Source organism: Streptomyces sp. NPDC097595 (assembly GCF_044761525.1).
Classification (GTDB): Bacteria; Actinomycetota; Actinomycetes; order Streptomycetales; family Streptomycetaceae; genus Streptomyces; species Streptomyces drozdowiczii_A.
Window position 1 is genome coordinate 108,374 of record NZ_JBIWCN010000019.1, and the last position, 20,683, is coordinate 129,056.

Annotated in this window: 22 protein-coding genes; 6 read left to right on the top strand and 16 right to left on the bottom strand. The window is 72.9% G+C overall.

Annotated features, from left to right (window positions below):
- Nucleotides 1–12 precede the first annotated feature (12 nt).
- The 3 genes from ACIQZN_RS26705 to ACIQZN_RS26715 all read right to left on the bottom strand — a co-directional run bounded on the left by ACIQZN_RS26705 (nucleotide 13) and on the right by ACIQZN_RS26715 (nucleotide 4,154).
- Nucleotides 13–1,371 (bottom strand): carboxyl transferase domain-containing protein, encoded by a 1,359-nt coding sequence (locus ACIQZN_RS26705; RefSeq protein WP_403998768.1) that lies wholly within the window; start codon nucleotides 1,369–1,371, stop codon nucleotides 13–15.
- Nucleotides 1,364–2,824, bottom strand: coding sequence for an acyl-CoA synthetase (locus ACIQZN_RS26710; RefSeq protein WP_403998964.1), 1,461 nt, complete (start codon nucleotides 2,822–2,824; stop codon nucleotides 1,364–1,366). The genes ACIQZN_RS26705 and ACIQZN_RS26710 overlap by 8 nt, the downstream gene beginning before the upstream one ends.
- 118 nt (nucleotides 2,825–2,942) lie before the next feature.
- A complete protein-coding gene (locus ACIQZN_RS26715) occupies nucleotides 2,943–4,154 on the bottom strand; it encodes a nitrate/nitrite transporter (protein WP_403998771.1) in 1,212 nt (403 codons plus the stop codon).
- Nucleotides 4,155–4,260: 106 nt separating this feature from the next.
- Here ACIQZN_RS26715 and ACIQZN_RS26720 point away from each other — a divergent pair, with 106 nt between their 5' ends.
- A complete protein-coding gene (locus ACIQZN_RS26720; RefSeq protein ID WP_026171549.1) occupies nucleotides 4,261–4,692 on the top strand; it encodes an Lrp/AsnC family transcriptional regulator in 432 nt (143 codons plus the stop codon).
- Nucleotides 4,693–4,704: 12 nt separating this feature from the next.
- Here the strand turns inward: ACIQZN_RS26720 and ACIQZN_RS26725 are convergent, their stop codons facing one another.
- The 4 genes from ACIQZN_RS26725 to ACIQZN_RS26740 all read right to left on the bottom strand — a co-directional run bounded on the left by ACIQZN_RS26725 (nucleotide 4,705) and on the right by ACIQZN_RS26740 (nucleotide 8,719).
- The gene (locus tag ACIQZN_RS26725) at nucleotides 4,705–6,264 is read right to left on the bottom strand and encodes a GAF domain-containing sensor histidine kinase (protein WP_403998775.1); all 1,560 of its coding nucleotides are present in this window, start codon (nucleotides 6,262–6,264) and stop codon (nucleotides 4,705–4,707) included.
- A gap of 19 nt (nucleotides 6,265–6,283) precedes the next feature.
- Nucleotides 6,284–7,321, bottom strand: coding sequence for a rod shape-determining protein (locus ACIQZN_RS26730; RefSeq protein WP_403998778.1), 1,038 nt, complete (start codon nucleotides 7,319–7,321; stop codon nucleotides 6,284–6,286).
- Between the two features lie 397 nt (nucleotides 7,322–7,718).
- Nucleotides 7,719–8,225 carry a hypothetical protein gene (locus ACIQZN_RS26735; RefSeq protein ID WP_403998967.1) on the bottom strand — a complete coding sequence of 169 codons (507 nt, stop codon included), beginning with the start codon at nucleotides 8,223–8,225 and terminating at the stop codon, nucleotides 7,719–7,721.
- A 65-nt stretch (nucleotides 8,226–8,290) separates the two neighbouring features.
- A complete protein-coding gene (locus tag ACIQZN_RS26740; protein ID WP_403998781.1) occupies nucleotides 8,291–8,719 on the bottom strand; it encodes a MarR family winged helix-turn-helix transcriptional regulator in 429 nt (142 codons plus the stop codon).
- A 130-nt stretch (nucleotides 8,720–8,849) separates the two neighbouring features.
- Between ACIQZN_RS26740 and ACIQZN_RS26745 the strand changes: the two genes are divergently transcribed.
- The 3 genes from ACIQZN_RS26745 to ACIQZN_RS26755 all read left to right on the top strand — a co-directional run bounded on the left by ACIQZN_RS26745 (nucleotide 8,850) and on the right by ACIQZN_RS26755 (nucleotide 11,227).
- Nucleotides 8,850–9,869: an NADP-dependent oxidoreductase gene (locus tag ACIQZN_RS26745; protein WP_403998784.1), complete on the top strand. Its 1,020-nt coding sequence runs from the start codon at nucleotides 8,850–8,852 to the stop codon at nucleotides 9,867–9,869.
- Nucleotides 9,870–9,959: 90 nt separating this feature from the next.
- Nucleotides 9,960–10,388: an organic hydroperoxide resistance protein gene (locus tag ACIQZN_RS26750; protein ID WP_265544505.1), complete on the top strand. Its 429-nt coding sequence runs from the start codon at nucleotides 9,960–9,962 to the stop codon at nucleotides 10,386–10,388.
- A 53-nt stretch (nucleotides 10,389–10,441) separates the two neighbouring features.
- The gene (locus tag ACIQZN_RS26755; protein WP_403998788.1) at nucleotides 10,442–11,227 is read left to right on the top strand and encodes an EI24 domain-containing protein; all 786 of its coding nucleotides are present in this window, start codon (nucleotides 10,442–10,444) and stop codon (nucleotides 11,225–11,227) included.
- A 6-nt stretch (nucleotides 11,228–11,233) separates the two neighbouring features.
- Here ACIQZN_RS26755 and ACIQZN_RS26760 read toward each other — a convergent pair whose 3' ends face one another.
- Together ACIQZN_RS26760 and ACIQZN_RS26765 are read right to left on the bottom strand one after the other, a co-directional pair.
- Nucleotides 11,234–12,226, bottom strand: a complete 993-nt coding sequence (locus ACIQZN_RS26760) for an aldose epimerase family protein (protein ID WP_403998790.1) — start codon at nucleotides 12,224–12,226, stop codon at nucleotides 11,234–11,236.
- An 11-nt stretch (nucleotides 12,227–12,237) separates the two neighbouring features.
- Nucleotides 12,238–13,152, bottom strand: a complete 915-nt coding sequence (locus ACIQZN_RS26765; protein ID WP_403998793.1) for an SGNH/GDSL hydrolase family protein — start codon at nucleotides 13,150–13,152, stop codon at nucleotides 12,238–12,240.
- Nucleotides 13,153–13,430: 278 nt separating this feature from the next.
- Between ACIQZN_RS26765 and ACIQZN_RS26770 the strand changes: the two genes are divergently transcribed.
- On the top strand, nucleotides 13,431–13,925 hold the full coding sequence (locus ACIQZN_RS26770; protein WP_073965313.1) for a DUF3145 domain-containing protein: 495 nt from the start codon (nucleotides 13,431–13,433) through the stop codon (nucleotides 13,923–13,925).
- A gap of 116 nt (nucleotides 13,926–14,041) precedes the next feature.
- On the opposite strand, the gene fabF is transcribed toward ACIQZN_RS26770, so the two are convergent.
- The 5 genes from fabF to ACIQZN_RS26795 all read right to left on the bottom strand — a co-directional run bounded on the left by fabF (nucleotide 14,042) and on the right by ACIQZN_RS26795 (nucleotide 18,941).
- On the bottom strand, nucleotides 14,042–15,304 hold the full coding sequence (gene fabF / locus ACIQZN_RS26775) for a beta-ketoacyl-ACP synthase II (protein WP_403998796.1): 1,263 nt from the start codon (nucleotides 15,302–15,304) through the stop codon (nucleotides 14,042–14,044).
- Nucleotides 15,305–15,381: 77 nt separating this feature from the next.
- On the bottom strand, nucleotides 15,382–15,630 hold the full coding sequence (locus ACIQZN_RS26780) for an acyl carrier protein (RefSeq protein ID WP_010987188.1): 249 nt from the start codon (nucleotides 15,628–15,630) through the stop codon (nucleotides 15,382–15,384).
- A 62-nt stretch (nucleotides 15,631–15,692) separates the two neighbouring features.
- Complete coding sequence (locus ACIQZN_RS26785) at nucleotides 15,693–16,724, bottom strand: ketoacyl-ACP synthase III (RefSeq protein ID WP_403998799.1); 1,032 nt, start codon at nucleotides 16,722–16,724, stop codon at nucleotides 15,693–15,695.
- A gap of 13 nt (nucleotides 16,725–16,737) precedes the next feature.
- Nucleotides 16,738–17,652 (bottom strand): ACP S-malonyltransferase, encoded by a 915-nt coding sequence (locus ACIQZN_RS26790; RefSeq protein WP_403998970.1) that lies wholly within the window; start codon nucleotides 17,650–17,652, stop codon nucleotides 16,738–16,740.
- 89 nt (nucleotides 17,653–17,741) lie between these two features.
- Nucleotides 17,742–18,941, bottom strand: a complete 1,200-nt coding sequence (locus tag ACIQZN_RS26795; RefSeq protein ID WP_026171552.1) for a CdaR family transcriptional regulator — start codon at nucleotides 18,939–18,941, stop codon at nucleotides 17,742–17,744.
- 160 nt (nucleotides 18,942–19,101) lie between these two features.
- On the opposite strand from ACIQZN_RS26795, the gene ACIQZN_RS26800 reads away from it, so the two are divergent.
- Nucleotides 19,102–19,758: a pirin family protein gene (locus ACIQZN_RS26800; RefSeq protein ID WP_403998803.1), complete on the top strand. Its 657-nt coding sequence runs from the start codon at nucleotides 19,102–19,104 to the stop codon at nucleotides 19,756–19,758.
- A 27-nt stretch (nucleotides 19,759–19,785) separates the two neighbouring features.
- On the opposite strand, the gene ACIQZN_RS26805 is transcribed toward ACIQZN_RS26800, so the two are convergent.
- Nucleotides 19,786–19,977, bottom strand: a complete 192-nt coding sequence (locus ACIQZN_RS26805) for a hypothetical protein (RefSeq protein WP_403998806.1) — start codon at nucleotides 19,975–19,977, stop codon at nucleotides 19,786–19,788.
- 103 nt (nucleotides 19,978–20,080) lie between these two features.
- Nucleotides 20,081–20,662: a GNAT family N-acetyltransferase gene (locus tag ACIQZN_RS26810; protein ID WP_403998809.1), complete on the bottom strand. Its 582-nt coding sequence runs from the start codon at nucleotides 20,660–20,662 to the stop codon at nucleotides 20,081–20,083.
- Between the last annotated feature and the right edge of the window lie 21 nt (nucleotides 20,663–20,683).

The window sequence follows — 20,683 nt, forward strand, 5'->3', positions numbered from 1 at the left end:
GCTAGCCAGCCTTCACGTCCCCTGCCCGTCGGCTCGCGGGCCGGCGACCACCGAGCGGGTCACGCCCAGCTCCACCAGGTCCTGGGGGCGCAGCCGCAGCTGGCCGGCCGTTTCCCGGACCCGGTCCGGGGAGCGCTTCAGGATCGCGGCCGCGAGCTCCGGCGCGATGACCGAGAAGTAGCTGTCCGGGGTGACGTGCGTGTGGTCCGGCGCGGCCAGCGCCAGCGCCCCGCCCGAACCGCCCTCGCCGATCACCAGCGTCGTGACCGGGACCCGGGCCGAGGCCACCGCCGCGAAGGCGTCCGCGATGGCCGCCCCCGCGCCCGCCCGCTCCGCCTCCGCGTCGTTGGCCGCGCCCGGAGTGTCGACCAGCGTGAGGACCGGGACGCCGAGCCGGTCCGCGAGCCGGATCACCCGGGCCGCCGTGCGGTAACCAGCCGGGCGCGTCGCCGTACCGCACTGCGCCACGTACGCCACCGCACGCCCCTCGCGCACCCCGAAGCCGCAGAGCAGCCCCGGGTCCGTGCCGCCGCAGCGGTCGCCGCTCAGCGGCAGGCGCGCGTCGAAGTAGGCGTCCAGATAGGCCCCGGCGCGCGGCCGGTCCGCCGCCCGCGCGCGCAGCACCGCGTCCCAGCCGGTCTCCGGCGGGTCCGTCGCCGCGAGCGCCGCCGGGACCGGGGCGGGGGAGGGCGGGGTGTCCCGGTGGGCGAGCAGGCCGAGCCAGCGGCCGACCACGGCCGGCAGCTCCCCGGGCGCCACGACCGCGTCGACCGCACCGGCCGCGAGCTGGCCCTCGGCGGTGTACGCGGCGGGGTCGGCGTCCACCGGACGCACCCGCGATCCGGCGAACCCGATCTGCGCCCCGGGCACCGCCAGGATCACATCCGCGCCCGCGCCCAGCGTGGCCCAGCCGCCTCCGGTCGTCGGGTCGCGCAGGACCGCGAGCTGCGCCGGGCCCGCCGCCCGCAGCCGGGCCGAGGCGCCGGCCACCCGCTGGAGCTGGGTCAGCGCGATCATGCCCTCCTGCATCCGGCTGCCGCCCGTGGCGATGAGCGAGACCAGCGGCAGCCGCCGCGTGACGGCCTCTTCGTACGCCGCTTCGAGCCGGTCCCCGGTGCGCTGTCCGAGCGACCCGCCCAGGAACCCGAACTCGAAGGAGAGCAGCACGCACGGGTGCCCGCCGACCGTGGCGGTGCCGTGCACGACGGACTCCTGCTCGCCGGTACGGGCGGTGGCCCGGGCCCGCGAATCCGCGTAGCCGGTCCAGCCGAGCGGGCCGTCGCCGTCGGTGCCCCCGGCGGGGGCGGGCAGCTCGGTGAAGCCGTCGGCGAGCGCGGCGATCGCCTCGCGTGCCGTCAGCCGCTCAGCCATGGAGCGCCCGCTTCATGATCTTGCCCAGGTCGTTGCGCGGCAGCGCGTCCAGGTAGCGGACGGTGCGCGGGCGCTTGTGCGGGGCCAGCTGGGCGGCGACATGGTCGGCCAGCTGCTCGGCGGTGGGCGGGGCGGCCGGGTCGGCGGGCACCACCCAGGCCACGATCCGCTCGCCCAGGTCCGCGTCGGGCTCGCCGGTGACCGCCGCCTCCCGCACGCCGGGGTGGTCCAGCAGCGCGTTCTCGATCTCACCGGCGCCGATCTTGTAGCCGCCGCTCTTGATCAGGTCCGTGGCCTTGCGGCCGACGATGCGGACATAGCCGTCCGGGTCGAGCGTGGCCATGTCGCCGGTCCGGAACCAGCCATCGGCGGTGAGCGCGGCGGCCGTCGCGTCGGGCCGGTTCAGATAGCCGGTGAACAGGTTCGGGCCGCGCACCTGGATCTCGCCGATCGCCTCCGCGCCGGTGAGCGGGGTGCCGTCCTCCTCGACCAGGCGCAGCTCCACCCCGCGCAGGGGCGGCCCGACCGTGCCGGGGCGCGGAGCCGCATCGGCCCGTACGCCCGTGTTCATCAGGGTCTCCGTCATGCCGTACCGCTCGATGACCCGGCGCCCGGTCGCCGCCGCGATGCGCTCGTGGTCGTGGACCGGCAGCGCGGCCGACCCGGAGACCAGCAGCCGGGCGCCCGCCAGGGCCTTCGCGAGCCCGGCCGACGCGTCCGGGTCCGCCAGCGCCTCCGCCAGCCGGTGGTACATCGTCGGGACGCCGAACAGCATCGTGCCGCCCGCGCCCAGCTCCCGGGCCACGCCCTCCGGCGAGAACCGGCCGAGGTGGCGCACGGAGCCGCCCCGGCGCAGGGGGCCCAGGACGCCGAGGATCAGCCCGTGCACGTGGAAGAGGGGGAGCGCGTGCACCAGGACGTCGTCGGCGGTCCACCCCCAGGCGTCCTCCAGCGCGTCCAGCGACGCGGCGAGCGCCCGGCGGGGGAGGACGGCGCCCTTCGGCGGGCCGGTCGTCCCGGAGGTGTACACGACGAGCGCGGGGGCCTCCGGGTCCGGTTCGGGGAGGCCGGCGGCGGGCGCGGGGTCCGGGGGCGCGGTGGTGAGGTCCAGGCGTGCCAGGCCGGCCAGGGCGGGCGGGAGCACGTCGTCGGGCGCAGCGAGCACCAGCGAGGGGGCGCTGTCCGCCACGATGTGCGCCAGCTCCCGTTCCCCGGTCTTCGGATTCAGCGGGACGGCCGGCACCCCGGCCCGGAGCGCGGCGACCACCGCGACGACGGTGTGCGCGGTCGGTGTGGCCCAGACGGCGACCCGGCCCGCGCCGGCGAGGCGGGCCGCCAGGGCGTCGGTGGTCCGGGCCAGCCCGGAGTAGGTGAGGGCGACGTCGTCGAACCGGAGGGCCTCGCGGGCGGCTGCCGGACCGGACACGTCCTGGAGTGCGGGCAGAAGTGGCATCACCCTGCGCACCCTAGAGCGGCACGCCCACCCCGGCCCCGGGAACCGGCGCGAATGAGGCCCGCCTCACGCCCCGGCGTGCACCGCCCGGCTCACATCCCCGTGGCCACCGCGCCCTTCACTCGTCCCGCCGCACGTTCCGCATGCGCCCGTACGCGTACACGCAGCCCGCCAGCGCCAGGTCGGACAGGAGCATGAAGCCGATCGAGTACGAGTCCTTCGCGCTGTAGATCGCACCCATCACCAGCGGCGGCACGAAGCCGCCGAGCCCGCCCATCGCGCCGACGATGCCGGTCACGCTGCCCACCTTCGCCTGCGGGGTGACCTGCGAGACCAGCGCGAAGACGCTGCCGCTCGCGGTGCCCAGGCCCGCCGCCATGACCAGCAGCGCGATCGTGCCGGTCGGGTCGAGCCGCGGGTCGAACGCCTGGACGATCGCCATCAGGGCGGCCACCCCCAGCGCCACGGACGTGACCAGCGCCGGGTGGACCCGGTCCGAGAGCCAGCCGCCGATCGGCCGGAAGATGACCGTGACCAGGGCGAACCCGGCCGCCTTCGTACCGGCATCGGTCGGCGTCAGCTCGTACCACGTCTTGAGGTACGTCGGCAGGTACACGCCGAACGCCACGATGCCGCCGAAGCCGATCGCGTACAGCGCGGACAGCTCCCAGGTGACCCGCAGCCGCCCCGCCGAGCCCAGCCGGTGCGCCAGCGAATCGGTCGGCACCTTGCGGCCCGGGTGGTCGTTGATGAGCACCGTCGAGAGCGCGGCGAACACCACCAGGGCGCCCGCGACCACGTAGAACGGCAGGTTGTCGCCGTGTTTGGCGATGCGCGGTGTGAAGTAGCCGGACAGCGCGACGCCGCCCATGCCCATGCCGAAGACGCCGAGCGCGAGACCGCGTTTGGCGGGCGGGAACCACGAGTTGACCAGCGGAATGCCGATCGCGAACGTCGTGCCGCCGATCCCCAGCAGGAACCCCACGGCGAGCATCGCCCCGTACGAGTTCTTCGCCGGGATCAGCAGCAGCACCGGCAGGATGGTCAGCGCCGAGGTCGCCGGGAACATCAGCCGCGCACCGAACTTGTCGGTCAGCGCACCCGCCGGGATCCGGCCCAGCGAACCGACCAGTACCGGCACCGCCACCAGCAGCGACTGCTGGAACGAGCTCAGGCCGAGCCGGTCCTTGTAGTCAGCCGACATGGGCGCGATCAGGTTCCACGCCCAGAAGGTGAGGGTGAACCCGATCGTGGCGACGATCAGGTTGCGATAGGCGGCGGAGCCCGGGGCGTCCACGGGTGCGGGTGACTGCTTCGCGGCTGTGTCCACACCGCCAGTCAAGGACGGCCACGGGCCGTGGGCCCGTCGGCCTGCTCCGTACGGGGGACGCCTCCTCGTTCTTCTCATATGCGCTGAAACTGCCACAATGGGGACCATGGATCGTCTGGACAGGGAAATCCTCGGTGTCCTCCAGGAGGACGCCCGGATCTCGTACCGCGACCTGGGTGTACGGGTCGGACTCAGCGCCAACGCGGCGGCCGACCGGGTCCGGCGGCTGCGCAAGGACGGCGTCATCCGCGGCTTCACGGTGATCGTGGACCCGGCCGCCGACACCCGCACCGGGCTCGTCGTCTTCATCGACGTGACCCTGCGGATGGACACCACCAACGAGACGTTCGAACGGGCGGTGCTGACCCTGCCCGGCATCACCGAGGTCGTGCATGTGACGGGCGGCCACGACTATCTCGTACGCGCCACCGCCGCCGACACCGCCGCGCTCGACACCCTCCTGCGCCGCCTCAAGCGCGAGGCGGGCGTCGCGCACTCCAACACCCGGGTCGCCCTGCGGGCCGCGCCGGGCCCGTGACGCCCGGCGCCCTCACAGCGGCGCCTCCCAGGTCACCGTCTCCGCCCGCGCACCGTCCGGCTCGTGCCCGTCGTCCGCCACCGTGAGGCGGACCGCGCCCCGCCCGTCCGGCAGGGTCGCCGTCGCGTCCACCTCCACCTCGATCGCCGAGACCCCAGCCCGCCGGTGCGCCGCCGCCAGCGCGCCCCGCAGCGCCGCGAGCAGCCGCTTGCCGACCGGCTCCGCGATCAGCGCGTCCACCGCCCCGGCGAACCGCACCGACGGCTGGAAGCCGAGCACCGCCGCCGCGCCCCCGGTCTCCCGGAGCACCTGGCCCCGGAAGGTGGCGGGGGCCTCGGCGGGCGGCTGCTGGAGCGCGAAGATGGCCGTCCGCACCTCCTGGATCGTGGAGTCCAGCTCGTCCACGGCCGTCCCGAGCAGCTCGCCCGTCTCCCCGGCACCGGCCCTGCGGCGCGTCGACTCCAGCATCATCTCGGTGGCGAACAGCCGCTGGACGACCAGATCGTGCAGGTCCCGCGCGATCCGGTCGCGGTCCTCGTACACCGCCAGCCGCTCCCGGTCCTGCTGCGAGTCCGCCAGCACCAGCGCCAGCGCGGCCTGCGAGGCGAACTGCGCGGCCAGCAGCCGGTCCAGACCGGTGTACGGGCGGGCTCCGCGCCGCCGGGGCAGGGCGAGCGTCCCGATGAGCCGGCCCCCGCTCTGCAACGGCAGCATCATGCTCGGCCCGAACCGCGACCGTACCGGCGTCGTCATCCGGGGATCGGTCGCCGAGTCCTCGATGAACACGGCCTCGCCGCCGAGCAGCTGCTCCAGGACCGGGGAGCCGGGGGCGATCGCCGTGCCCACCAGACCGGCCGGGTCCTCGTGCGTCGAGGCGACCACGATCTCCATCCCGCCCGCGTCGGTGGGCTGGAGGATCACCCCGGCCGACGCGTCGCTGAGCAGCCGCGCGCGCTCCGCCACGGTCGTCAGCGCGTCGGACAGGTTCTCGCCGGTCAGCAGGGTGTTGGTGACGGCCGCGGCGCCCTCGATCCAGCGTTCCCGCTGGCGGGCGCTCTCGTACAGCCGGGCGTTGCCGATCGCGATGCCCGCCTGCGCGGAGAGGACCTTCAGCAGCCCCGAGTCGGTCTCCGTGAAGTGCCCGGTGTGCTTCTCGGCGAGGTAGATGTTGCCGAAGACCTCGTGGCGCACCCGGATCGGGGCGCCGAGGAACGAGCGCATCGGGGGATGCCCGGGCGGGATGCCGGTGGCGCGCGGATCGGCCGGCAGGTCGTCGGAGCGCAGCGGGCCCGGCGCGTCCACGAGCGCGCCGAGCATCCCGGTGTGCCCGTCCGGGAAGTCACCGATCGCCGCCTGCTCGTCCTCGGTCATCCCGCATACGTACAGCTCGCGGATCGTGCCGCGCGCGGGGTCGAGTACGCCCAGCGCCCCGTACCTCGCGTCGGTCAGGGCGGTCGCGGTGTCGATGATCTGCTGGAGCGTGGCCCGGAGTCCGAGGTCCGAGCCGACGCTCAGCACGGCTTCCAGGAGCCGGGGCAGCAGCGGCGACCTGGGCAGGCCGCGGTCCGTCATCCCACCGCTCCCGCCGGGGTCAGCTCGCCAGCGGGTCGAGCACCAGGGGGCTGATCTCGCCCTCCATCATGGCGCCCAGGCCGAGGATCGAGCAGGTGTCGGGCCGCTCCGCGATGTGCACCGGAACGCCGGTCGCGTCGCGCAGCATCTGGTCGAGACCGGGCAGCAGGGCGCTCCCGCCGACCATCGTGATCCCGCAGTCCGCGAGGTCGGCGACCAGGTCGGGCGGGCAGTCCCGCAGCACCTTGCCGACGCCGTCCAGGACGGCGGTGAGCGGGCGGTGGATCGCCTGCCGGATCGCGGCGGTGTCGACCTCGACGGACCGGGCGAGGCCGGTGGCGACGTCGCGGCCGTGGATCTCGGTGACCGAGGGGCCCTGCGTGGTCAGCCCGTTGCCGTGCAGGGCGAGCTGGAGGGGGCGCACGGACTGGCTCGGCAGCATCAGTTCGTGGTGCTGGCGCAGGTGCTGGATGACCGCGTGGTCGATGGCGTCGCCGCCGACCGGGAGGCGCACCGCCGTCACGATCGAACCGAGCGACAGCACCGCGATCTGCGTCGTCGCCGCCCCGCACACCATGATCATGGTCGCGGTCGGCTGCTCGACCGGCAGCCCGCAGCCGACGGCCGCCGCGATCAGGGTGTCGACCAGCTCCACCCGCCGGGCGCCGAGGCCGACCAGGGTCTCCACGGAGGCGCGGCGCGCCAGTGGGTCGCTGTCGTGCGGGGTGCAGGCCGCGGCGCGCAGCCAGGGCTTGCGGCGCAGCTGGCGCCGGAGCTTCTCGCCGAGCAGGTGGCGCAGCATCCGCTGGGCCATCTCGATGTCCACGACGGTCCCGCCGGACACGGGCCGGGCCACCCGGATGTAGTCAGGGGTGCGCCCCGTCATCTGCTCGGCGAGCGCGCCCACGGCGATCAGTGAGCCGGTACGGGTGTTGACGGCGGCGACACTCGGCTCGTCCACGACGAGCCCGGGGCCCTTGACGTACACCCGGGTGCGGGCGGCCCCCAGGTCGACGGCGACATGGCAACGGCGCAACTGCTCAAGGCTGACGGTCACGGCGGATTCCTCCCGAGAGCGTTGAGGGCGACCGACGAACAGCCGGCTCACCTGAAAGCCTGCGCCGTTCGGGGACGCCCCGCCCGCTGGGCTGGTCCGGAGGAGGGACAACCTGACGGCGTGTCGAGCGCGCCACGCGCGATGCGCGCGAACCGCGCCCACCCGCACGAACCGTGCGGCGCTGCCGGTCCCCGCGCAGCAAACCCAGCCTGTCCGGCGTTTGAGGACGACTGGAACCCGCAGGGTCCACGGCCCGCGCGGCAAGCTCAGCCGGTCCGGCGTTTGAGGACATCCGGAACCCGCAGGGCCCACGGCCCGCGCCGCAAACCCAGCCCGTCCGGCGCTTGAGGACGCCCGGCCGGCAAGGCCAACAAGCCCGCCGGCGATTGAGGCCCCCTCAGCCCCCCGGAACCACCCGCTGCAACAACCCCCACGTGAACTCCACGACACACGCCCCCGCCCCGGCCCCCACCCCCAGCGCAAACCGCGTCGGCGCGCTCCCCTCCATCGGCCGGACCGGAGCGAAGGCAAGGGCGACCTCGTCCACCGTGCACGACCACGGCACCAGGTCCTCCACCGTCCGCAGCACCGGCGCGACAGCGCCCCGCGCCCGTACCAGCCACTCGTTCCACACCGCCCCGCCCGGCGCCACCATCACCTCGAACCGCAGGTCCGGCCAGAGCGGCACCGGCCACAGCAGCACGTCGCACTCCAGGTCACCGATGACCCGGCGCCCCGTCGACTCCGGCTCACCGAGCACCGACCGGTAGCGCCGCAGCGCGCCCCGCCCGCGCGGCGCCCGGACCATGGCCTGCCACCGCCGGTTCGCCTCCCGCATCTCCGCGAGCGTCGCGCTCAACTCCTGCCGCGCGTCCTCCACGAGCCCCGGCTGGTGGTCCGCCATCCGGCGCAACAGGACGAGCTGGAACTCGCGGGGCCCGAAGCCCGCCCCGGCAGGCGCGGCGCCGCTCACACCACGCCCAGCATCCGCCGCAGCAGATCCCGCAGCACCGTCCGGTCCGCCGCGGACAGCCCTGCCAGCGGCTCCCGCGCGAAGTGCAGCGCATCCCGCAGCTGCGCGGCCGTCGCCGCGCCCCGCTCGGTCGGCGCGGCCAGCTTCACCCGGCGGTCGGCCGGGTCGGGCCGCCGTTCCACCAGGTCACGCGCCTCCAGCCGGTCCACGATCCCGGTCACATTGGACGGCTCGCACTTCAGCTTCTGGGCGATCCGGCGCATGGGCAGCGGCTCGACGGACAGCAGTCCCAGGACGCGGGCCTGCGCGCCCGTGAGGCTGTGCGCGGCGGCGGCCTGCTCGTACTCCTCGTAATAACGCGCGACGACGCTGCCGATGAGCTCGATGACTTCGAGAGTCAGGGGATCTGTGCGCGAGGTGGCCATGACACCCAGGATACCCAGTTGCTTGACAACGTGAAATATCCAGGAGCATGGTTGTTTCAGGTAGTGAAGCTTTTCCGGCTTCTCCACCACTTCGAGACCGACACCCCCACACCGAGGAGACCCCGAGCCCATGTCTGCAGCTCTTCCCGCGTCCGGCCGCGAATGGCACCTCACGGCCCGCCCGCACGGCTGGCCGAAGGCCGAGGACTTCGCGCTGCGTGAGGCCCCGGTCGCCGCCCCCGCCGAGGGCCGGGTCCTCGTGCGCAACCTGCACTTCTCCGTGGACCCGTACATGCGCGGCCGGATGAACGACGTGAAGTCGTACACCCCGCCGTTCAAGCTCGACCACCCCATGGACGGCGGCGCCGTCGGCGAGGTCGTCGCCTCGAACGCCGAGGGCTTCCAGGTCGGCGACCACGTCCTGCACGGCCTCGGCTGGCGCGAGTACGCGAGCGTCCCGGCCAAGCACGCCGTGAAGGTCGACGGCTCCCTCGCCCCGCTCTCCGCCTACCTCGGTGTGCTCGGCATGCCCGGGCTCACCGCCTACGCCGGCCTGTTCGACGTGGCGTCCTTCAAGGAGGGCGACGCGGTCTTCGTCTCCGGCGCCGCCGGCGCGGTCGGCAGCCAGGTCGGCCAGATGGCGAAGATCAAGGGCGCTTCCCGCGTCATCGGCTCCGCCGGCTCCGACGAGAAGGTCAAGCTCCTCACCGAGGAGTACGGCTTCGACGCCGCGTTCAACTACAAGAACGGCCCGGTCAAGGAGCAGCTCGCGGCGGCCGCCCCCGACGGCATCGACGTCTATTTCGACAACGTCGGCGGCGAGCACCTGGAGGCCGCGCTCTCCTCGTTCAACGTGCACGGCCGCGCCACCATCTGCGGCATGATCGCCCAGTACAACGCCACCGAGCCCACCCCCGCCCCGCGCAACCTCGCGCTCGTCATCGGCAAGCGGCTGCGCCTCCAGGGCATGCTCGTCGGCGACCACGCCGACCTCCAGCAGCAGTTCGTCCAGGACGTGGCCGGCTGGCTGGCCTCGGGCGAGCTCAAGTACCGCGAGACGGTCGTCGAGGGCATCGAGAACGGCGTCGGCGCCTTCCTCGGCCTGCTGCGCGGCGAGAACACCGGGAAGATGATCGTCTCCCTCGGCTGAACCGCCCTTCCCCGCACCCGTTAGGCTCAACCCCAGGCCGTCGCGATCGTGGGCGCGAGTCGCGGCGCATCAGCAGGAGGAATCCTCAGCATGACCATTCAGAACATCGCCGTCGCGTACACCGCCGTCGCCACCGCCGAGAACGGCCGTGACGGCCGCGTCGCCTCGGACGACGGCAAGCTCGACGTCGTCGTCAACCCGCCGAAGGAGATGGGCGGCAGCGGCGCCGGCACCAACCCGGAGCAGCTCTTCGCCGCCGGCTACAGCGCCTGCTTCCAGGGCGCGCTGGGCGTCGTCGCCCGCCAGGAGAAGGCCGACATCTCCGGCTCCACGGTGACCGCGGCGGTCTCCATCGGCAAGACCGAGGCCGGCGGCTTCGGCCTGGAGGTCGCCATCACCGCGACCATCCCGAACGTCGACAAGGCGACCGCGCAGGCGCTCATCGAGAAGGCCCACCAGGTCTGCCCGTACTCGAACGCCACGCGCGGCAACATCAAGGTGGAGCTCGCGGTCGCCTGACCGCCCCCGCACCACTGAACCGAGCCCCGCCCCGGTCCCGTTAGGCTGACGCCATGCGTGATCTCGGGGCGGGGCTCGGTTTTCTGATCAAGGGCCAGCGCTGGGTGTTCGGCCACGGCAAGTGGTTCGGCATAGGGCTGCTGCCCGGCCTGATCACCCTCGTGCTGTACGCCGGCGCCCTCGTCGGCCTCGGCTACGGCGCCGACGACATGGTGGCGTGGGCGACGCCGTTCGCCGACGACTGGTCGTCGCCCTGGCTCGGCCTGCTCCGCAACACCCTGACCGTGCTGGTCTTCGTCCTCGGCCTGTTCCTGGCCGTGATCACCTTCACCGCCGTGACCCTGCTGGTCGGGCAGCCCTTCTACGAGTCGCTGTCCGAGGAGGTCGAGCGCACCGAGGGCGGCACGGTCCCCGAATCAGGACTGCCGCTCTGGCGGGAGCTGTGGATCTCCGCCCGCGACAGCGTGCGCATCCTGGTGCGGGTCGGGCTGTACGCGATCCTGCTCTTCGCCCTCGGATTCGTGCCCGTCGCCGGGCAGACCGTCGTCCCCGTCCTCGGCTTCTGCGTCACCGGGTACTTCCTGGCCGAGGAGCTGACCGCCGTCGCGCTCCAGCGCCGGGGCATGGTGCTCAAGGACCGCCTCGCCCTGCTGCGCGGCCACCGCCTGCGCACCCTCGGCTTCGGCGTGCCGCTGGGGCTGGCCTTCATGCTGCCGTTCGTCGCCGTGTTCCTCATGCCCGGGGCCGTCGCGGGGGCGACCCTGCTGGCACGAAGCCTGGTGGGCGACGAGGAGCCCGCGGCCGGCCCCGGCAAGGGCGAGACGGTCTCCGAGGACTGAGCGGGCTCAGCGCACCGAGAACCCGTACACCGTCGTGGACGCGAACTCCTCGCCCGGCCGCAGCACCGTGCTCGGGAACTCCGGCCGGTTCGGCGAGTCCGGGAAGTGCTGGGTCTCCAGGGCGATCCCGGCGCACGGGCCGAACGGCCGCCCGTCGAAGTGGTCCGCCGTGTACAGCTGGAGCCCGGGCTCCGTCGTCGTCACCGTCAGCACGCGCCCGGACCCCTCGTCGTACAGCTCCGCCGCCGGGTCCGTGCCGTCGAGCACGAAGTTGTGGTCGTACTCCTTGGTCACCGGCCGCGGCTCGCGGAAGTCGAAACGCGTGCCCTCCACCGGCAGGAGCTCACCGGTCGGCAGCGACTCCGCGTCCACCGGGGTGACCGCCCCCGCCGCGATGCGCAGCCGCTGACCGAGCGCGCTGCCGCTGTCGGCGCCCGCGAGGTTCCAGTAGGTGTGGTTCGTCAGGTTCAGCACGGTCGGCGCGTCCGTCACCGCCCGGTACGCGATGCGCAGCGCCCCGCCCTCGTCCAGCGTGTACGCCGCCGTCAGCTCGACGCGCCCCGGGAAGCCCTCCTCGCCGTCCGCCGAGACGAGGGACAGCTCCACCCCGTCCGGGATCGCCCGCGCGTCCCACACCCGCTCGGCGAAGCCGCAGGCCCCGCCGTGGATGTGGTTGCGGCCCTCGTTGCGCGTGAGGTGGTGCGTACGGCCGTCCAGCTCGAAGGAGGCCCCGCCGATCCGGTTCGCGTACCGGCCGACGAGCGCGCCGAAGTGCGGCCCGGTGTACTCCTGGTACGAGGCCAGGTCCGGCAGCCCGAGCGCGATCCCGGCCCGCACACCGTCCCGGTCCGGCACCTCGGCCGACTGCACGATGCCGCCGTACGTCAGGACGCGCACCCGTGTGCCGTCCCGCTCCAGCGTCCAGCGGCGCACCGCGGTGCCGTCCGCGAGGGTGCCGAAGTGCTCCGTACCGATCACCGTGCCCGAACCCGTCTGCATGATCAGCGACTCTACGCGGGCGGCCGGACCGCCGTGACGTTGCGGTACGCGATCTCGGCGAGCCTCGCCTGCCCGTTGCGGCCGGGGTGGAACCAGTCCCACTGGCTGAGCTGCTTGCCCGTGAACCGGTAGTCGAACACCGCCCCGCCGTCGTACCGGCAGCGGCGGTCCTTCGCGCACACCTCGCGCAGCACCTCGTTGTACGCCACGACCCGCTCCTGGACCGCGGTGCGCCGGGCCACCGCCGCCTCGCCCATGTCGTCCGCGTCGGACAGCATCGACTTGCAGATGCCCAGCTTCCAGATCTGCTTGCCCAGCGGATTGCCGCGCCCCTGCGACCAGAGCCGCTTCAGGTCCGGCACGCTCGACACGTACACCTGTGCCTTCGGCGCCCCGGCGCGCAGCTCGCGCAGCGACGTCTCGAACGACCTCCGGAAGTCCGCCACCGGGGTCATCGACCGCACCGAGTCCCGGCAGGCGTCGTTGGCGCCGATCATCACGGTCACCAGATCCGGGTCCTCGTCCGCCGCCGCCGCCATCTGCTCCGGCAGTTGCGCCATCCGGGCGCCCGTCACCGCGTGGTTCCAGCTGTGGTCCACCGCGCCGGACGCGCCCAGGAGCCGTACCGCCAGACTGCGGACCGAGCTGTCCGTACCGGTCGACCAGGAGACCTCCGGGCAGTCGGCCAGCACCGAACACGCGTCGAAGCCGCGCGTGATGGAGTCCCCGACCGCCGCGATCGACTTCGGGCGCGGGTCCCAGACCGGACCCGCCGCCGGGGACGGATGGCGCGCGGCCGCCGAGCCCTTCGTCGTCCCGTCCGACCCCGAGCCGCAGCCGGCCAGCGCCGCCGAGCCGAGGCAGGCCAGCGCGGCCAGCCCCGCCAGTGCGGTGCGCGAGCGGTGGCGTACGGACCGATCCGGCATTGCCTGGTCTCCTCCTGTTCGTGCCCCGCCGCTCCGCCGGGTGAAGACTGAGCGAAGAAGGGCTTCGGGACCGACGGTACGTCACACCTCCGACACCGGGGCGCGGTAGCTTTTCCCCGTCGAGCCAGTGGCTTTCGCGGCGCCCGGCTCCACTCGGGTGGCATCCGAACATCACACCGCGTCACATACTGTCGCTTTTCCGGAGAATAACTCCCGATGCTGTTTACTGATGGCAGGCCGCTGGGGAAGGCGAACCTCGTCCCACACTGGAGGTCCCGGTGACGACACGTGGAGTCCTGTACGTTCACTCCGCACCGCGCGCGCTCTGCCCACATGTCGAATGGGCGGTGGCGGGAGTCCTCGGCGGGCGGGTGCAGCTCGACTGGATCAGACAGCCGGCCGCGCCGGGCACCTGGCGCTCCGAATTCTCCTGGCAGGCACGGCCCGGCACGGCGTCCAAGCTGGCGTCCGCGCTGCGCGGCTGGGACCTGCTGCGCTTCGAGGTGACGGCGGAGCCGTCGCCCACCGCTGAGGGCGAGCGCTACAGCTCGACGCCCGCGCTGGGCATCTTCCACGCCGTCACCGGCATGCACGGCGACATCCTGGTCCCCGAGGACCGCCTCCGCGCCGCGCTGGCCCGCTCCGCGGGCGGTGAGACGGACCTCGCGGCGGAGATCGCCAAGCTCCTGGGCAAGCCCTGGGACGACGAGCTGGAGTCCTTCCGCCACGCGGGCGAGGGCGCCCCGGTCCGCTGGCTGCACCAGGTCGTCTGATCCCGGGGCTCCGCCCCGGACCCCGCTCCTCGATCGCCGGAGGGGCTGGGTATGCGGAGGCCCGCACCCCCACACGAGGGGCACGGGCTTCACGCACAAGCGACGCGCTTCGCGCGTCAGACGCTACGGAACGCCAGCACCACGTTGTGGCCACCGAAGCCGAACGAGTTGTTGATCGCCGCGATCGGCCCCTCCGGCAGCGCCCGCGGCGCGTCCCGGACGACGTCCGCCTCGATCTCCTCGTCCAGGTTGTCCACGTTGATCGTCGGCGGAGCCATCCGGTGGTGCAGCGCCAGGACCGTCGCCACGGTCTCGATGCCGCCCGCACCGCCGAGCAGGTGACCCGTCATCGACTTCGTCGCGGAGATCGCGACGTGGTCCAGGTCGTCGCCCAGCACCGCACGCAGCGCCTTGACCTCCGCGAGGTCACCCTGCGGGGTGGACGTCGCGTGGGCGTTCAGGTGGGCGATCTCCGACGGCTTGAGGTCCGTCTGGTCCAGCAGGTTCTGCATCGCCGCGGCGATACCGCGACCCGTCGGCTCCGGCTGCGCGATGTGGTGGGCGTCGGCCGAGAGGCCCTGGCCCAGCACCTCGCAGTAGACCCGGGCACCACGCTTCGCCGCGTGCTCCGCGGACTCCAGGACGACGACACCGGCACCCTCGCCGAGGACGAAGCCGTCGCGGCCCACGTCGTACGGGCGGGAAGCCTTCTCCGGCTCGTCGTTGCTCTTGGACATCGCCATCATGTTGGCGAACGCGGCGATCGGCAGCGGGTGGATCGCCGCCTCGGTGCCGCCGGCGAGGACCACATCGGCGCGGCCGGTGCGGATCATCTCGACGGCGTACCCGATGGCCTCGGCACCCGAGGCGCAGGCGGAGACCGGGGTGTGGACGCCCGCCTGGGCGTTCACCTCGATGCCCACGTTCGCGGCCGGGCCGTTGGGCATGAGCATGGGCACGGTGTGCGGGGAGACGCGGCGTACGCCCTTCTCCTTCAGCACGTCGTACTGGTCGAGCAGGGTGATCACTCCGCCGATGCCGGAGGCGATCACCGAACCCAGCCGCTCGGGCTGGATCGTTTCGTCCTCACCGGCCTTGCCGGTGAAACCCGCGTCCGCCCACGCCTCACGGGCAGCGATCAGCGCGAACTGCGCCGAGCGGTCCAGTCGGCGGGCGAGCGGACGGGGCAGGACCTCAGCGGGATCGACGGCCGCCAGGGCCGCGATCCGGACAGGCAGTTCGGCGAAACGTTCGCCCTCAAGAGGCTTGACGCCGGAACGCCCGGCCATCAGGCCTTCCCAGGTCGATGCGGAATCGCCACCCAGCGGAGTGGTTGCGCCGATACCGGTGACGACCACGGTGCGATTGGTCGAGTTCACTGGAAAATCTTCTCCACGTGTAGGGGATCGTGAATCAGCGGCGCCACCGCCGGGTGGCGACACACGAACCGGCTGGATCAGGCCTGGTGCTTGAGGATGTAGTCCGCGGCGTCGCCGACGGTCTTGAGGTTCTTGACGTCCTCGTCGGGGATCTTCACGTCGAAGCGCTCCTCGGCGGCGACGACGACCTCGACCATGGACAGCGAGTCGACGTCCAGGTCGTCCGTGAAGGACTTGTCCAGCTGGACGTCCTCGGTCGGGATCCCGGCGATCTCGTTGACGATCTCGGCGAGACCTTCGACGATCTCTTCCTGCGTGGCGGCCATTTCGGCGCTCCTTCGATGTATTTCTGCTGGGTTCGGGCGTCCGGGCGAAAAGCCCGGTGTGCCTAGGGGAGAGTAACGACCGTCGCGGCGTAGACGAGACCCGCCCCGAAGCCGATGACGAGCGCGGTGTCGCCGCTCTTGGCCTGACCGGTCGCCAGGAGCCGCTCCATGGCGAGCGGGATCGAGGCGGCGGAGGTGTTGCCGGTGGTCTCCACGTCACGGGCGACCGTGACGCTCTCCGGCAGCTTCAGCGTCTTCACCATCGAGTCGATGATCCGCATGTTGGCCTGGTGCGGAATGAAGACGTCCAGGTCTTCCGGGGCGATCCCGGCCGCGTCCAGCGCCTGCTGGGCGACCTTCGCCATCTCGAAGACGGCCCAGCGGAACACCGCCTGGCCCTCCTGCGTGATGGCGGGGAACTTGATCTCGCCGCGGTCGTTGAGGGGCAGCTTCGTGACATCGCCGACCTGGAAGTCGTTCCACGCCACGGTCTGCTTGATCGTCTCGGACTTGTCGCCCTCGGAGCCCCAGACGGTCGGGCCTATGGCGGGCACCTTGGAGGGGCCGACGATGACCGCTCCGGCGCCGTCGCCGAACAGGAAGGCCGTGGCCCGGTCCGTCAGGTCGGTGAGGTCGCTCAGCCGCTCGACACCGATGACGAGTACGTACTCCGCCGAGCCCTCGACGATCATGCCCTTGGCGAGGGTCAGCCCGTAGCCGAAGCCCGCGCAGCCGGCCGAGATGTCGAAGGCGGCGGGCTTGCCGGCGCCGACCTTGTGGGCGATCTCGGTCGCGATGGCCGGGGTCTGCTTGAAGTGCGAGACGGTGGAGACGATGACCGCGCCGATCTGCTCCGGGGCGATCCCGGCATCCGCGATGGCCTTGCCGGACGCCTCGACGGACATCGCGGCCACGGTCTCCTCCTCGGAGGCCCAGTGGCGGGTGGCGATGCCGGAGCGGGAGCGGATCCACTCGTCGGACGAGTCGATCGTCTCCAGGATGACCTCGTTGGGCACCACCCGGGTCGGGCGGTAGCCGCCGACCCCCATGATCCGAGCGTACGGAGCGCCCTGGCTGGGCTTGATCTTCGACATGCTCTCGGGCTCCTTAGGCGCCCGCGTGCTCAGCGATGAGCGCGCGGGCCGCGTCGAGGTCGTCGGGGGTCTTGAGCGCGAGGGTCGGGACGCCGGGCAGCGCCCGCTTGGCCAGGCCGGTGAGCGTGCCGCCGGGGCAGACCTCGATGAGGGCGGTGACGCCCATCGCCTTGAAGGTCTCCATGCACAGGTCCCAGCGGACCGGGTTGGCGACCTGGCCGACGAGCCGGGTGATGACCTCGTGGCCGGTGGCGACGGTCTTGCCGTCGGCGTTCGAGACGTACGTCACCGAGGGGTCGGAGACGTCCAGGTCCCCGGCCGCCGCGCGCAGCCGCTCGACGGCGGGCGCCATGTGGTGCGTGTGGAAGGCGCCGGCCACCTTCAGGGGCACCACGCGGCGCACACCCTCCGGCTTGTCCTCGGTCAGCGCGGCGATCTGCGCGGCGGTGCCCGCGGCGACGATCTGGCCGCCCCCGTTGACGTTCGCCGGGGTCAGCCCGAGCTTCTCCAGGTGGACCACCGTGACCTCGGGGTCGCCGCCGAGCAGCGCCGCCATCCCGGTCTCGGTGACCGCCGCGGCGTCGGCCATGGCGAGCCCGCGCGTACGGACGAAGCGGAGCGCGGCCTCCTCGCCGATGACACCGGCGAACGAGGCGGCGGTGATCTCACCGACGCTGTGGCCGGCGACGACGTCCGGCGAGGCGTCGAGCGCGGCGGCCGACAGCAGACCGGCGGCGACCAGCAGCGGCTGGGCCACCGCGGTGTCGCGGATCTCCTCCGCGTCCGCCTCGGTGCCGTAGCGCAGGAGGTCGAGCCCGATGGCGTCGGACCAGGCCGCGATGCGGTCGGTGGCACCGGGGAGGTCGAGCCAGGGAGTCAGGAAGCCGGGCGTCTGAGCGCCTTGGCCGGGAGCGACGAGTACGAGCACCCTCACACTCTCTCTTGTGAACGGTCCGGAACACCCGTGGGGACAGGGACGAAGAACCGTAGGGGGAATTGTTGATGTCCGACAAAAGTCTAGGACTGCGTATCCCGGTCGGCCAGACGCCCCAGGATCAGGGCGATTCGCAGAGTGAACGCCGAGCGCACATCGGAAGGTGACCAGCCGGTGACGTCTGTCACACGTCGAAGCCGGTAGCGCACGGTGTTGGGATGCACGAAGAGCATCCTGGCCGCGCCCTCCAGGCTGCTCGCCTGTTCCAGATACACACTCAGCGTCTCCAGGAGCGCGGAGCCCGCCTCTTCCAGCGGTCTGTAGATCTCCTCCACCAATTGCTCGCGCGCGGCGGGGTCGCCCGCCATCGCGCGCTCCGGCAGCAGATCGTCCGCGAGCACCGGCCTCGGCGCGTCCTGCCAGGCGCCGCACGCCTTCAGCCCGGCGGCCGCGGCCTGCGCGGACCGGGTCGCGGCCAGCAGGTCCGCCACCACGGGCCCGGCCACCACGGGGCCCGCCGCGTACGGCCCGATCAGGGCCTTCGCGACCTGGAGCGGGTTGTCGCTGCCGCCCGCGATGACGACCAGGCGGTTCCCGAGCACCCCCGTGAGGACCTGGAGCTTGGCGTGCCGGGCGGCGCGCCGGATCGCCTCCACGGTGAGCTCGCTGTCCCCGTCCGGGGCGGTGCCGAGCAGTACGCAGACGTGCTCGGGGGAGTTCCAGCCGAGGGCGGCTGCCCGCGAGACGGCGCCCTCGTCGGCCTCGCCGGACAGCACCGCGTTGACCACGAGCGATTCGAGGCGGGCGTCCCAGGCGCCCCGGGCCTCGGCCGCCTGCGCGTACACCTGGGCGGTCGCGAACGCGATCTCGCGGGCGTAGACGAGCAGCGCCTCCCGGAGCACCGATTCGTCGCCGGGAGCGGCGACCTCGTCGATCGCGGCCTCCATGACCTCGATGGTGGTGCGCACCATCTCGACGGTCTGCCGCAGTGTGATCGCCCGGGTGAGCTCGCGAGGGGCGGTCCCGAAGACGTCGGTCGAGATCGCCTGCGGGGTCTCCGGATGCCGGAACCACTCGGTGAACGCGGCGATACCGGCCTGGGCGACCAGGCCGATCCAGGACCGGTTCTCCGGAGGCATCGCCCGGTACCACGGCAGCGACTCGTCCATGCGGGCGATCGCGTTCGCGGCCAGCCGGCCGGAGGACTGCTCAAGCCGCTTCAGGGTCGCGGCATGGAGATGGGCGTCGTTCGCAGCGGGCTGCTCAGGATCGGGTCGGGGCACGTAGACAAGACTGCCTTATCCGGACGCGCGCCCGGATGGCCGGGGCCGGTGGCGGCCGGGCCCGGGGGCCGGCGGGCTACTGCCGACGGCGCAAGATCACGTTACTAGAGTCGCAAATGTATAGGACACTCGCTCGTCGCCGGCGGGCTACCGTGGAGGCGTGATTTCCGTACACCGCGCGGGCGACCGGTTCGAGGGCGGGGACGCGGCGGCCGGCATCGCGTCCCGGCACGCGTTCTCCTTCGGCGCCTTCTACGACCCCGACAACCTCCGCTTCGGCCCGGTCCTGGCCTGCAACGAGGAGCGCCTCGCGCCCGGCGCGGGCTTCGAGGAGCACCCGCACAGCCACACGGAGATCGTCACCTGGGTCGTGGAGGGCGAGCTGACGCACCGTGACTCGGCCGGTCACGCCACGGTGGTCCGGGCCGGTGACGTCCAGCACCTCAGCGCCGCCTCCGGCGTCCGCCACGTCGAACGCAACGACGGTGACCGCCCGCTGACGTTCCTTCAGATGTGGCTCGCGCCCCTGGAGCCCGGCGGCGAGCCCTCGTACACGACCGTCCCGGGTATCGCCGACTCCACCCCGTACGCCCTCCCCGAGGCGGGCGCCATGCTGCATGTGCGCCGCCTCGCGGAGGGCGAGCGCGCGGCGGTCCCCGACGCCCCCCGGGCGTACGTGCACGTGGTGCGCGGCACGATACGCATCGGCGCCGAGGAGCTGGGGGCGGGGGACGCGGCCCGCGTCACCGGGGAGACGGGCCTCGAACTGGTCGCGGCGGAGGCGGCCGAGGCGCTGGTCTGGGAGCTGGGTCACTGACCGCGCGCCCCGGCCGCCGCCCGCGCGTCAGCGGGCGTGGTGCCGGTGGACCTGCTGCGGCGGGATCTCGCTCAGCCGCATGGGCGCCGCGCGCCGGCGGTTCCGGCGGGTGCTCCGGCCGGGGAACGCATTGCGCCGCGCGGGCACCTTCGGGGCCAGGGCCACGAAGGCGAGCGGGGCGAGGACCGCGACGAGGATCAGCACGATGACGACATTCATGTTCCTGCCTTCCGTCCGGCACTGATGGTCTGTCACTACTTGTCGTAACCGGAAATCGGCCCCGTAAACACGATGGGTGACGAAGATCTGTTGCGCGGGTGGGCTACCGGCGCCACATCGACCACATCGGCGGCCCCGACCGGAACGTCATCTCCTCCCGGACCTCGAAGCCGTGGCGGCGGTAGAACGTGAGGTTGCGGCTGTTGCTCGACTCCAGGAAGACCGGGCGCCCGTCCGCGTCCGCACGTTCCAGCAGACCCCCGAGGACCACCGAGCCGCGTCCCGTACCGCGTGCGTCGGCGTGGGTGCCGATGTACTCCACGTACCAGTGCGCGGGGCGGGCCGGGTGCCGGTGCTCCAGGGCGAGCAACCGTCCTGCGGTACGGGGGAGTTGGGCTCGGGACGCCCGCAGCAGCGTGCCCGCGTTGCGCAGCAGGTAGGCCGCCGGGAGCTTCCACGCGCCGGGCTCCACCCAGACGGCCGCCACCGTGCGGTCCCGGTCGGTCCACACCCGGCCCGCCGGGATCTGCTGCGCCAGGTGCGCGGTGAACAGCAGCCGCAGCCGCCGGTCGCGGTCCCGGGGCATCAGCCAGGACCAGACCGGGTCCTCGGCGTACGCACTGGCCAGCACGCCTGCCAGCGCGGGGACGTCGGACGCGGTGGCGCGGACTATGTCGTCGGTCATGGCCGGGGAGCGTAGCGGCGG